The sequence below is a fragment of the Micromonospora sp. NPDC051543 genome (genome assembly GCF_044454415.1).
GTDB lineage: Bacteria > Actinomycetota > Actinomycetes > Mycobacteriales > Micromonosporaceae > Micromonospora.
Window position 1 is genome coordinate 75,042 of record NZ_JBITDT010000014.1, and the last position, 12,183, is coordinate 87,224.

9 protein-coding genes are annotated in these 12,183 nt (G+C 70.0%); 4 read left to right on the plus strand and 5 right to left on the minus strand.

All coding sequences use genetic code 11. The features are described 5' to 3' along the window. The first annotated feature begins 81 nt into the window (after positions 1-81). A complete protein-coding gene (locus tag ACIA3K_RS24415) occupies positions 82-1,770 on the plus strand; it encodes a (2,3-dihydroxybenzoyl)adenylate synthase (RefSeq protein ID WP_396804019.1) in 1,689 nt (562 codons plus the stop codon). Between the two features lie 112 nt (positions 1,771-1,882). Here the strand turns inward: ACIA3K_RS24415 and ACIA3K_RS24420 are convergent, their stop codons facing one another. Beyond that, entirely contained in the window at positions 1,883-3,265 is a 1,383-nt protein-coding gene (locus tag ACIA3K_RS24420) for an acyltransferase family protein (RefSeq protein WP_396804021.1), read from the minus strand. 198 nt (positions 3,266-3,463) lie between these two features. After that, positions 3,464-4,114, minus strand: coding sequence for a dihydrofolate reductase family protein (locus ACIA3K_RS24425; RefSeq protein WP_396804022.1), 651 nt, complete (start codon positions 4,112-4,114; stop codon positions 3,464-3,466). 217 nt (positions 4,115-4,331) lie between these two features. Between ACIA3K_RS24425 and ACIA3K_RS24430 the strand changes: the two genes are divergently transcribed. The 3 genes from ACIA3K_RS24430 (at position 4,332) to ACIA3K_RS24440 (ending at position 8,411) form a co-directional block, all read left to right on the plus strand. Beyond that, positions 4,332-6,437, plus strand: a complete 2,106-nt coding sequence (locus tag ACIA3K_RS24430; protein ID WP_396804024.1) for an MMPL family transporter — start codon at positions 4,332-4,334, stop codon at positions 6,435-6,437. A 133-nt stretch (positions 6,438-6,570) separates the two neighbouring features. Continuing rightward, on the plus strand, positions 6,571-6,987 hold the full coding sequence (locus ACIA3K_RS24435; RefSeq protein ID WP_396804025.1) for a YciI family protein: 417 nt from the start codon (positions 6,571-6,573) through the stop codon (positions 6,985-6,987). A gap of 113 nt (positions 6,988-7,100) precedes the next feature. Next, positions 7,101-8,411, plus strand: coding sequence for an RNA polymerase sigma factor (locus ACIA3K_RS24440; RefSeq protein WP_396804027.1), 1,311 nt, complete (start codon positions 7,101-7,103; stop codon positions 8,409-8,411). Positions 8,412-8,597: 186 nt separating this feature from the next. Here ACIA3K_RS24440 and ACIA3K_RS24445 read toward each other — a convergent pair whose 3' ends face one another. The 3 genes from ACIA3K_RS24445 to ACIA3K_RS24455 all read right to left on the minus strand — a co-directional run bounded on the left by ACIA3K_RS24445 (position 8,598) and on the right by ACIA3K_RS24455 (position 11,950). Beyond that, positions 8,598-10,217 carry an MFS transporter gene (locus ACIA3K_RS24445; RefSeq protein ID WP_396804028.1) on the minus strand — a complete coding sequence of 540 codons (1,620 nt, stop codon included), beginning with the start codon at positions 10,215-10,217 and terminating at the stop codon, positions 8,598-8,600. A 56-nt stretch (positions 10,218-10,273) separates the two neighbouring features. Next, positions 10,274-10,411 carry a hypothetical protein gene (locus tag ACIA3K_RS24450; protein WP_396804030.1) on the minus strand — a complete coding sequence of 46 codons (138 nt, stop codon included), beginning with the start codon at positions 10,409-10,411 and terminating at the stop codon, positions 10,274-10,276. A 111-nt stretch (positions 10,412-10,522) separates the two neighbouring features. Continuing rightward, a complete protein-coding gene (locus ACIA3K_RS24455) occupies positions 10,523-11,950 on the minus strand; it encodes an extracellular solute-binding protein (protein ID WP_396804032.1) in 1,428 nt (475 codons plus the stop codon). Between the last annotated feature and the right edge of the window lie 233 nt (positions 11,951-12,183).

The window sequence follows — 12,183 nt, forward strand, 5'->3', positions numbered from 1 at the left end:
TGCGCAAAGAGGCCGGCAGCGGCCCGCCGGATGGTCGGCGGGCCGCTGTTCGCTGCTACACCGATCGAGGGGGAGGCCGTCATGTCCCATCGAGTCACGCAACCGAGTCGCGCGGGCACGGTCCCATGGCCGGCAGATGCCGTCGACCACTACGTCACCAGGGGTTACTGGGAGGACCGGCCGCTGGCCGCGTACGTGTACGACGCGGCGGACGCCGACCCGGATGCCTGCTGCCTGGTGGACGAGGAGCAGCGGATGAGCTATCGGGAGCTGACCGCGCGAGCGGACGGCGCCGCGCTGCGCCTGCGTGACCTCGGCCTGCGGCCGGACGACCGGATCATCCTGCAACTGCCGAACGGCTGGGAGTTCGTCGTCGTCACGCTGGCCTGCCTGCGGCTCGGCGTACTCCCGGTGATGGCCCTGCCGGCCCACCGCCGGGCCGAGATCACGGCGCTGGCCGCACACGCCGAGGCGCGGGCCATCGTCGTACCGGACGTGGTGAAGGACTTCGACCACCGGGCCATGGCCTGGGAGGTCGCCGAGGCGAGCGACACCGTCGAGCACGTCCTCGTGCTGGGCACCAGCGTACGCGCGCCCAGCGTGGATGTGAGCGCGCTCTGCGCTCCGGCCGAGGACCCGGCCACGGCGCGACGTGAGCTCGACCAGGCGGCGCCCGACCCGCGCTCCGTCGCGCTGTTCCTGCTCTCCGGCGGCACGACGGGGTTGCCCAAGCTCATCGCCCGCACCCACAACGACTACTCCTACATGGCCCGGCAGGCGGCCCGGCTGTGTGGCGTGGGAGGGGACACCGTCTACCTCGCGGTGCTGCCGCTCGCCCACGGCTACCCGATGTCCGGGCCCGGCGTGCTCGGCACGCTGATGTCCGGCGGTCGGGTCGTCATCGCGCCGTCGCCGGCGCCGAAACGGGCGTTTGACCTCATCGCCCGCGAGCGGGTCACGCTGACCTCACTGGTCCCGGCCGCGTTGGTGCGGTGGATGGAGCATCGGGAGACCGAGGGGGACGCGGACCTCAGCAGCGTACGCCTGCTGCAGGTGGCCGGTTCCCGGCTCGCCGACCACGTGGCCGCACGGGTCGGCCCCACCCTGGGCTGCCCGCTACAACAGGTGTACGGCATGGGTGAGGGCCTGCTGTGCCTCACCCGGCCGGACGACCCACCGGAGGTGGTGGGGCACACCCAGGGCCGGCCGATCTGCCCGGACGACGAGATCCGGGTGGTGGACGAGGACGGCGGGCCGGTGCCGGACGGCGAGCCCGGCGTCCTGCTCACCCGTGGGCCGTACACGCCGCGGGGCTACTACCGATCGCCGGAGCTGAACCGATTCTCCTTCGTGGACGGCTGGTACCGCACGGGTGACATCGTCCGCCGACGGGCCGACGGCAACCTGGTGGTCGAGGGTCGCGACAAGGACATCATCAACCGTGGCGGGGAGAAGATCTCGGCCGAGGACGTGGAGAACTTCGCGTACCAGGTCGACGGGGTACGCCTGGCGGCGGCCGTGGCGATGCCGGATCCGCAGCTGGGCGAGCGGATCTGCCTCTACGTGGTCCCCGATGGCGACCGGACCGTCGAACTGGCCGCGATCCGGGCGATCATGGAGCGGGCGGGCGTTGCCCACTTCAAGCTCCCGGACCGACTGGTAGCCGTCGACTCGCTCCCGATCACCACGGTCGGAAAGGTCGACAAGAAGTCCCTGCGGGCCGACATCAGCCGACGGCTGGCGGCCGAGGCGGCGGCCGGCGAGCGGTGATCACCGAGCGGAGGATCGGGTTCGGCGGGATGAGGCACCAGGGCCCGGATCGGATTTCCGGTCCGGGCCCTGGCCTGTTCCGTCCGTCGCTCCGCCCGCGCGGATCGCGAGCTCAGACAGCGGCCGATTCGGTGGCGGGCTTGGGCGCCGCCGGGTTGACCGCGGCCAGGGCCGCCGTCCGCGTCTTGCGGGCGTTCAGGTACCGCTCGCCGAAGTTCAGGATCGGCCGCTCGACGACGAAATAGCTCACCGTGGCGACGGTCAGGGTCAGCAGGAAGACGGTGATCTCCAGCTCCCAGAACCCCATCCGTCCGCGCAGGAAGCCCAGTTGAAGTGGGTCGCCGCCGAAGATGCTGCCGTTGCGCAGCACCAGGTTGAGCACGACGAAGTGCCACAGGTAGAGCCCGTACGAGACACGTCCGAGGTAGACGACCGGCCGGTTGCCGAGGATCGCGTCGATCAGGCGGGACTTCGCGTGAGGCGCGATCATCGGAGTGATGATCAGGAAGGCCGCCACGATCAGCAGCACGTAGAACAACAGCGCGGCGGCCATCGTGTCGTAGTCGCCGTAGCCGGGACGGCCGAACGGCTTCGCGCAGTTGATGACGAACAGCGCGAACGCGCCCAGCCAGAACAGGTTCGGGCGGGCGGCGGCGGCCCGGAACAGCGCGGGGATCCGGTCCGGCACCACCTGGACCCGCGCGGACAGGATACCGAGGATCATGCCGAAGCCGATGTTGCCGGCCATCCCGAACGGCCACCAGTACTGGGGCGGGTAGAGGCCGGTCGACGGCAGGTGCAGGTAGACCGTCCAGGCGAACCCGACGACGAACAGGATCGGGATGGGAAGCATCAGCCGGCGGGCGCGGGCGATCGGGTCCGGCGCGCGGCGGGCCCACTTGCCGGACAACCAGGCGATCACCGGCAGCACCAGATACCACTGGACCTCGGTCGGCACGGTCCAGCTGATGTCCATACCGGCCATCCAGACCGGGTCGTAGTTCTGCATGAGCACGATCGGTCGCAGCACGTACCAGACCGAATCGATGCTGTTGAAGTTCAGCAGCAGCAGCGCGGCGGCCGTCATCACGTAGTACGGCGGCAGCAGCCGCAGCGCCCGGCGCAAGAGATACGGCCCGAGTTCCGGCTTCCGCGTGCCGGCGATGATCGCCCGCGCGAACGGGCGGTAGAGAAAGAGTCCGGAGATAAGGAAGAAGACACCGAGCGAGAGCTGGAAGCCGTTGACGATGTAGGCACCCCAACGATTACTGGGCGGCACATCGTACGAACCGATAAGGCTTCCGGCGAATGCGACATGGACCACCAACAGGCCCAGTGCCGCCAACCCTCGGACACCGTCGAAAACCGGCACCCGCTTGGCTTCCCGGGCCACGACGGCGGCCGGCGCCGGGCCTTCGGCAGCAGTTGTCGCATTCGTGTCGGTCAGTCGGTCCTGCCCGTTCGAGTCGGCTTTACCAGTGGAGGAGGAACTCATGCGCACGCCCCTTCAGGAGAGGGCGGGGACGTATCGCGCGCAGCCCGTCCGTCAATTACGGACGCGGACGCCCACCGCCTGTCCCAGTGTCACGGCGGAGCCCTCCGCAGCCTTCTTCCACCGTGCTCAATGACGCGGGCACACCGGGCCGCCGGCGCGCCGTCGGCACGCGGGCGGCCCGGTCGGTGAGCCGTTCGGTCAGGCCGGCCGGTACACGTTCAGCATGACGCCCTTGTCGTACCGACGGCTGCTCTCCAGCCGCAGCTCAGCGGGGTCCGCGAACAGCGGACGCCCGTCGCCGAGCACGACCGGCACCACCGCGAGCTGATACTCGTCGATAAGCCCGAGTTCGCTGAGCGACTGGGCCAGCAGGCCACCGCCGAGCACCTTCACGTCACCCTGCGCACGCCGCTTGATCTCGCGCACCTCACCGGCCACGTCAGCGGAGGCCAGCCGGCTGTTCTCCCATTCGGTCTTCTCCAAGGTCCGAGAGAAGACGACTTTCGGCAACGCGTTCATCCGGTCCGCCACCGGGTTGCTCTGGTTGGGCCAGGTGGACGCCATTCCCTCGTACGTTTCCCGGCCGATGAGAATGGTGTCCGTCTCTTGGAGACCGGCCATCACATGCTCCTGCAACTCCGGGCCCACGTGCGGAAACATCCAGTCGAGGCCGCCGTCGTCGGCGGCGATATACCCGTCGACCGAGACCATCATTGCGAGTGCCACTTTGGCCACGATTCCACTCCCTTTGCTGATGGTGATGACAAGAGTCTGCGGACCGGTCTGGATGCACCCGTCGGCGAATGACAGTACCCGCACCGGCGGCGCGAATTTCGCCGATCCGGACAATTACGGTTGCATCTTGGGCGGAGCCGAGAGGGTCTGTCAAGGCACCCCCGGCCGCCCGTCGGGTCGCGGTGGCAGCCCGCGTGGCGGTCTGGCCCACCGCCGACCGTTCCGTGGAAAAAAGTTCCCCCGCGGTGTCGATCCCGGGCGGGTGAGTTCGACGCTCCAGTAGTCGCCCCGGTAGTCGGCGGCTCCCGGTGTGCGAATCGAGGGGGAACGGATGGGTCCGATCGTGCGGCTGGTGTGCGGCCGGCGCACCAAGTGGACGGTGCTCGTGCTCTGGCTGGTCCTGGCCGGGGCGTTGGGACCGCTGGCCGGACAGCTCACCGCCGTCCAGACCAACGACACCGCCGACCTGCTCCCCGGCAACGCCGAGTCCACCCAGGCACTGGAGCTACAGCAGCGGTTGCAGACCGCCGACGTGGCGCCCGCCGTGATCGTCTACGTCCGGCCCTCCGGCATCACCGCCGCCGACGAGGCGGTGGCCCGCGCCGACGCCGCCGAGCTGGCGTCGGTGGACCGGGTGACCGGGCAGATCATCGGACCACTGCCGGCCGACGACGGGCAGGCGCTACAGCTGGTGGTGCCGATCCGGATGGGCGCCGACGGGTTCACCGAGATCGCCGGCACCCTTGACCGGGTCCGCGAGGTGACCGGCACCGGCACGGGCGGGCTCGCCGTGCACGTCGGCGGGCTCGGTGGGATCTACGCCGACTCGGCCACCGCCTTCGAGGGCCTCGACACCACCCTGTTGCTCGCGTCGGTGCTGGTCGTGGTGATCCTCCTGCTGTTCATCTACCGCAGCCCCGTGCTCTGGATCCTGCCGGTGGTCTCGGCGGCCATCGCATTGGTGAGCGCCCAGGCGGTCATCTACCTCCTGGCCGAACACGGGGGAATGACCGTCAGCGGGCAGAGCGTCGGGATCCTCACGGTGCTGGTGTTCGGCGCCGGCACCGACTATGCGCTGCTACTCGTCGCCCGCTACCGCGAGGAACTACGCCGGCACGAGGACCGGCACGAGGCGATGGCCGTGGCACTGCGGCGCGTCGGGCCGGCGGTGGTCGCCAGCGCGGCTACCGTCGCCGCCGCCATGCTCTGCCTCTTCGCCGCCCAGATGAACTCCACCCGAGGGCTCGGGCCGGTGTGCGCGATCGGCATCGCGATCGGGCTGTTCGCGATGCTCACGCTGCTGCCCGCCCTCCTCGTGATCTGCGGCCGCTGGCTGTTCTGGCCCGTACGGCCGACAGCCGGCGCGACCGACGGCCGCACCGGCCGCGGTTGGGACGCCGTCGGTCGGCGGGTCGCCGCCCGGCCACGTCTGGTCTGGATCGGCACGACGCTGGCGCTCGCCATCATGGCGCTCGGCCTGACCCAGTTGAGCGCGAACGGGCTCGACACCGACAACCTGTTCGTCGACGAACCGTCCTCGGTGACCGCGCAGCGGGCACTGGGCGAGCATTTCCCCGCCGGGGGCGGCCAGCCGGTGGTGGTGATCGGCAATGCCCGCGCTGCCGAGGCGGTGCAGAGTTCGCTCGCGGGCACTCCCGGCATCGCCCAGGTCAGCCAGCCCGTCGTCCGCGACGGCCTGGCCGCGATCGAGGGCACCCTGGCCGACCGGCCGGACAGCCCGGCCGCCGAGCGGACCGTCGAACGCGTCCGGGCCACAGTGCACGCGATCCCCGGCGCCGACGCCAAGGTCGGTGGCCAGACCGCGATGGGCGTCGATCTCAACGACGCCAGCCGGCACGACAACCGGCTCATCATCCCGCTGGTCCTGCTGACCGTCCTGGTCATCCTCGCGCTGCTGCTCCGGGCGGTCGTGGCGCCGTTGCTGCTGGTCGCCACCGTGGTGCTGTCGTTCGCCGCGACGCTGGGCATCAGCGCGCTCGTCTTCACGCACGTCTTCGGGTTCGAGGGCACCGACAGCTCGTTCCCGCTGTTCGTGTTCGTCTTCCTCGTGGCCCTCGGCGTGGACTACAACATCTTCCTCATGACCCGGGTGCGGGAGGAGGCCATCCGGCACGGCACCCGTCAGGGCGTCCTTACCGGTCTGCGGGCCACCGGCGGTGTGATCACCTCTGCGGGCCTCGTCCTCGCGGCCACCTTCGCCGTCCTGGCCACCCTCCCCCTGGTGTTCTTCGTCGAACTGGGCTTCGCGGTCGCGCTCGGCGTGCTCATCGACACCTTCATTGTCCGGTCGGTGCTGGTCACGGCACTGACCCTCGATCTCGGCCAGCGGGTCTGGTGGCCCGGTACGCTCGGCCGCGGTCCGGCCTCGTCGGACATCCCCAGTGACCGAGCCGAGGACCGGGCCCTTGCTCCATGATCCGTGCCGCCGAGGTTCCTGGCCGAACCGATCCGTTCCCCCTCGGTGACGTTCGGTCAGGTCTCGGGTCGCCTGCCCTACCCTGGTGGGAGTCGGCTGACCCAGCCGACCGGAGCGAGACGGAGTGACAACGGTGCGATTCCTCACCCTGCTCAGAACCGCCGAGAACATCGACGCGGGTCCGCCACCGGACGACCTTCTCCGGGCGATGCAGAAGTTCGTGGAGGAGATGGTCGACGCGCAGGTCCTCGTGTCGACCGCAGGCCTCGCTCCGACCGTCCTCGGCGCGCGGGTGCGTCTATCGCATGACGGTATGACCGTCACCGACGGCCCATTCACCGAAACCAAGGAAATGATCGCCAGTTATGCCCTGATCGACGTGCCCACCAAATCCGAGGCGGTGGAATTGTCGATGCGATTTCTTCAGCTTCACCACGAATACTGGAATGGGTGGGAAGGTGAGGCTGAGATCCGGCAACTGGTCGACCCGCAGGATCTGACACCGGAAGCCTGGCGGCAGGCCTTTGTTCCGGTCAGCGCCGACCGTTAGGCCGCCCGATGGCTGTTTCCCGCCGACCGGTCGCGACGGCGTCAGGTCCCGGCACCCCGGTCCCTGAGCGGGCGCCGCTCACCGCAGAGCCGGCGACCCAGCATTCCCCGGCCGTGGAGCCGGTCATCCAGCAGGCGGCGCCAACCGGCGCCTCGGCCGCCCAGCAGGCGGTCGACACCTTCTGGCGGCACGAGTCCGCCAAGCTCGTCGCCGCCCTGATGCGGGTGGTCGGCGATCTCGGCACGGCCGAGGAGATCGCCCACGACGCCCTGGTCAACGCTCTGGAGCAGTGGCCGACTTCCGGCGTCCCGGCCAATCCGGGCGCCTGGTTGACCACTGCGGCCAAGCGCCGCGCGTTCGACCTGCTCCGGCGGCAGGAGCGCTACCAGCGCAAACTGGAACAGCTGAGCCACGAGTCACGGGCCGCCGGCACGGTCGAGACCCCGGACTTCGAGGCAGTGCTCGACGCGGATTTCGGCGACGACGTCCTCCGCCTCATCTTCACCGCCTGCCATCCGCTGCTGCCCACGCCGAGCCAGGTCGCGCTCACCCTGCGGGTGGTCGGTGGTCTACGTACCGACGAGATCGCCCGTGCCTACCTGGTCACCGAGTCCACGGTCAGTCAGCGCATCGTTCGGGCGAAACGGCAGCTCGCGAAGGCGCAGGTGCCGTTCGAGGTGCCGCAGGGGCCCGAGCGGAACGCCCGGCTCTCCTCGGTGCTCCAGGTGATCTACCTGGTCTTCAACGAAGGCTACGCGGCCACCGCCGGCGACGACTGGCTGCGCCCGACCCTCTGCACCGAAGCCGTCCGCCTCGCCCGGATCCTGGCCGAACTGATGCCGCTGGAGCCGGAGGTGCACGGGCTGCTGGCCCTGTTGGAGATCCAGTCCTCCCGGCTGCCAGCCCGCACCGGCCCGGACGGCCAGCCCGTCCTGCTGCTCGAGCAGGACCGGTCGCTGTGGAATCAGGTACTGATCGGTCACGGCCTGGCCGCCCTCGACCGCGCACAGCGGCTCACCGGGACGCCCGGCCCGTACCAGCTCCAAGCCGCCATCGCCGCCTGTCATGCCAGGGCGCACCGCGCCCAGGAGACCGACTGGGCACGGATCGCCGCGCTGTTCGAGCAGCTCAGCCTGGTGGCGCCGTCCCCGGTGGTCGAGCTGAACCGTGCCGTCGCGCTCTCCATGGCGCTCGGGCCGTCGGTCGGGCTGGCGCTGGTTGACGCCCTACGGCAAGAGCCGGCCCTGCAGGGGTACCACCTGCTGCCGAGCGTTCGGGGCGATCTGCTGGTGAAACTCGGTCGGCTGGCCGAGGCGGGCGCGGAGTTCACCCGAGCGGCATCGCTGACCGGCAACGGGCGCGAACGGACTCTGTTGCGCGGCCGGGCCGAGTCGTGCGCGCGTGGGTTACCGCCCGCCCGCTGACCAGCGGTTCCCGCGCCAGCAGCTGACCAGCGTTGGGCCCGTCCACTGACCCACGGAGCAGCGGCAGCGTGGCGGCTGGTCTGCGGGCCAGGGCCTTCCGTCGTGCGGCGCTGCCAGCGGTGTCCGGCGCGGCAATGAAGCGTCCCCGTCGGCCCGGGCCGACGGGGACGCCTCGTTCCGTCCGGGTCAGTCCCGGGCGTCCTCCGCCGCCACCATCGGCGTGGTGTGCGGGCGGGACAGCTCTTCGTCCGGCGCGTCAGCGCCGGACGCGCCCGGCCCCTGCGACGTGCCGAACGGCGGAATGTGCTTGAGGGTCGTGGCCACGAGGACCGCCAACCCCGCGAGGAGCACGGCGTTGATGGCGACAACCACGTGCAGACCAGTCGCGAACGCGGCCTGCGCGACGTCCTGGACCGCCGCGGCGACCCGCTCCGGAAGGCTGGCCAGCACGGCAGCGGCACCGGCCAGGCTGTCGCCCGCCGCCGCTGCCGCTCCGTCGGGCAGGTCCGCCGGCAGTTTGTCGTCGACCTGGTTGCGGTAGACGGCGAAGCCCACCGTCCCCAGCAGCGCGGCCCCCAGGGTGGCACCGAACTCGTTACTGAGCTGGGACAACGAGCCAACCACGCCACCCTTTTCCGGCGGCGCAGCCGAGACGACCAGGTTGGTGCCGAGCGCCACCGTCGGGACACCGAAGAAGGAGAAGATCGAGAAGCCGACGATCAGCAGCGTCGTGCCCCCCTCGGCCTTGACCTGGGTGAGCACCAGCATCATCACGGCGGCGCCGACCAGTCCCCCGGCGATCACGAAGGCCGGGCGGATCTTGCCGGCCAGCACCGGCGTGATCGCGAACGCGATGGTGCCGGCGATCGCGCCGGGGATCATGGCGAGGCCAGCCTCCACCGTCGACAGACCGCCGACGAGCTGGAAGTAGAGGTTCATGAACAGCATGGTCGACCCGCCGACGAAGCTGTAGATGAACAGACCGCCGAGCGCTGTGTTGAAGCCGCGGTAGCCGAACAGCCGCAGATCGAGTAGAGGATCGGCCAGCCTCCGCTGACGCTGGATGAAGATCGCCGCGAAGGCCAGGCCCACCAGGAGAGAGCCGAGCGGCAGCACCTCCCAGCCGTGCCGGGCCAGCTCCTTGATGCCCCAGATGGACGGCAGCAGCGCGATCATCGAGAGTGCCACGCTGGGCAGGTCGAGCCGTCGCGCCTCGGTGTTGCGGTACTCGGGCAGCAGGGTGGGACCGACGATGAGCAGCAGCGCCATGGCGGGCACGCCGAGCAGGAAGACGGACCCCCACCAGAAGTTGGCCAGCAGGAGGCCACCCACGGCCGGGCCGATGATGGCGCCGAGCGTCCAGGTGCCGCCCCAGATGCCGATGGCCATGGCCCGCTCTTTCGGGTTCTGGAAGATGTTGCTGATCAGAGCCAGGGTCGACGGGGCCAGCGTGGCGCCCGCGACACCCAGCAACGCCCGGCTGAAGATCAGCATCTCCGGGGTCGTGGAGAACGCCGCCAGCACCGAGGCCAAACCGAAGGCCGACGCGCCGATCAAGAGCAGCTTGCGGCGGCCGATCCGGTCGCCCAGGTTGCCCATGGTGAGCAGGAAGCCCGCGAGCATGAACCCGTAGATGTCCATGATCCACAGCTGCTGGTTGCCGTCCGCGCCCAGGTCGGTGGCGAGGCTGGGCAACGCCAGCAGCAGCACGAAGATGTCGAACGCGACCATGAGGGTCGGCAGTGCCAACACCACCAGGCCGAACCACTCACGACGCCCGGCCTTGGGTACCTCGACAGAAGTCACACCTCTCGTCCTCTCCAGATGTTCCGACAGCGGCAGGTCCGGGACGGAAACGCCCGTCACAGCTTGGGCGAATGAGCATCCCCACGATTGCGGTCCTGGTCGAGAATTCGAACCGCCGGCAGCGCAAAGCGGAGACGAAAGGTCCACGGCGCCACCGGCATGTCGATGGTGCCATAGTCGGGCATGAGGATCACGCCTCACATAAAGATGCCGTCACTAAATAGCATCTTGCTGAGGCCGGTAAGTAATGTCAAGGGCAACCGTGCGCTATTTATCCTACGTTTCCCGGCTAAGGACGGCTGGCGTCAGCTATGCAACTGCGCCACGTCCTCAAGATCGGCACCGGAATAATCCTCGGCATCGGCGAAGAACTCGACCCGGAGACTCTGCGGCTCCACCGGGCCGCCCCGCCGACAGTCCAGTGCGTACGCCTCGAGCATGGTCTGCGCCTCCGCCGTGGCCCGCCGGAACCGGGCTGCCGGCTCGGCCCCGCGGGCCAGCACGTCCGCCATCGCCCGGGTCATCACGTCCTGCGCGCCGGAGAAGTCGCCGAACAGCGCGCCCCACATCGGCGGTTGGCCGTCCGACGTGATCCGGTGCTCGTCGGCCAACCCGGGCGGGTACGAGTTGAGCTGGTCGCTCGCCACCCGCTGGTGCGGGTGATCATCAAACCATCCCTGCCCGGCGAGCAGGTCGAACCCGGCGTTGGTCAGCGGTACCGCGCTGTCCGCCCGGTGTCGCGCGGCGTCGTTCTCCGGGTTGTTGAGGAACTGCAGGAACGCCAGCGCGCCGTCCCGGGTGACCTCGTCCAGCCCGTCGGCCAGCCACAGCGACGTGCCAGCCACCGCGTTGCCGGCGTAGCGGACCCCCGCCGGGTACGGGAAGCGCCCCACCACCAGCTCGAAACCATTCTCCCGGGCGGCCTGCGCGGTGTAGTTGACGTCTGCCGACGAACTGATCCGGAACGCCGTCCGCTGCTCGGCGAAGGCCCGCAGGGTGCCCAACCAGTCGGGGATCCGGCCGGTGTCCAGATAGTGGCCGGCCGCGTGCAGCCGCTGCCACCACCGCACCCACGCCAGCATCTCGGGCGAGTCCAGGTGGACCCGGGTGGCCCGCGCCGAACGCCCGTTGTCGCCGTCGCACAGCAACCCGCCCTGCACCGCCAGAGCCTGCTGGAACCAGAGCCCGTGGTTGGCCCACGTGATCCCGTGCGGCGGCCCGCCCGGCGCCCGCCGGACAAGCGCGCACGCCTCCTCCAGCTCTTCCCAGGTGGACGGCAGCCGGGTGATCCCGGCGGCGTCGAGCAGCTGCCGGTTGGCGTACAGCAGTGGCGTGGTGCCCGCCGTCGGCATCGACATCAGCTCACCGTCCACGCTGTAGTACGCGCGCACGGCGGGCACGAGGTCGTCGATCACCACCGGCTCGCCGAGGATCTCACTGCGGCCGGCGACGGCCCGTTCCAGCGAGGTGAACTGTGGGCGGCCGGACGCGTCCCGGACATCCAACGCGGCCTGCGTGACGGTGAAGTAGAACTCGGCCAACGCCGGTGCCCGCCCCTCGGCGCTGGCCTGCGCGATGCGCAGTGGCAGCGTACGGAAGTCGAGCCCCTCGATGCGGACCTCGTACTCCGGATGGGCGGCCTCGAAACGCTCCCCGATCGCCCAGAGGCGGTCCATGTAGTGCGGGAAGGTGAGGTCGGCCATCCACACGTGGATCACTGTCTTCTCAGGCATGCGCTCCCCCTGCCGATCGCGGCGCACCGGACGGCCGGGCCCCAGAGGAATCCTTCGGGGCGGGAGTGGCGGCGCGCATCTCCCGTCGTGCTGTCCGGCCGCCTGGTCCGCCGTCTCCGACCGCCTACGGACGGGCCAAAGACCGCAATCAGGAAGGTGCGTAACCGCGCGACCGCTGCCAGGGTCGGGACCGGACGCGGTGCCGATCGCCCGGCCACCCGGGCAGCAGGGGG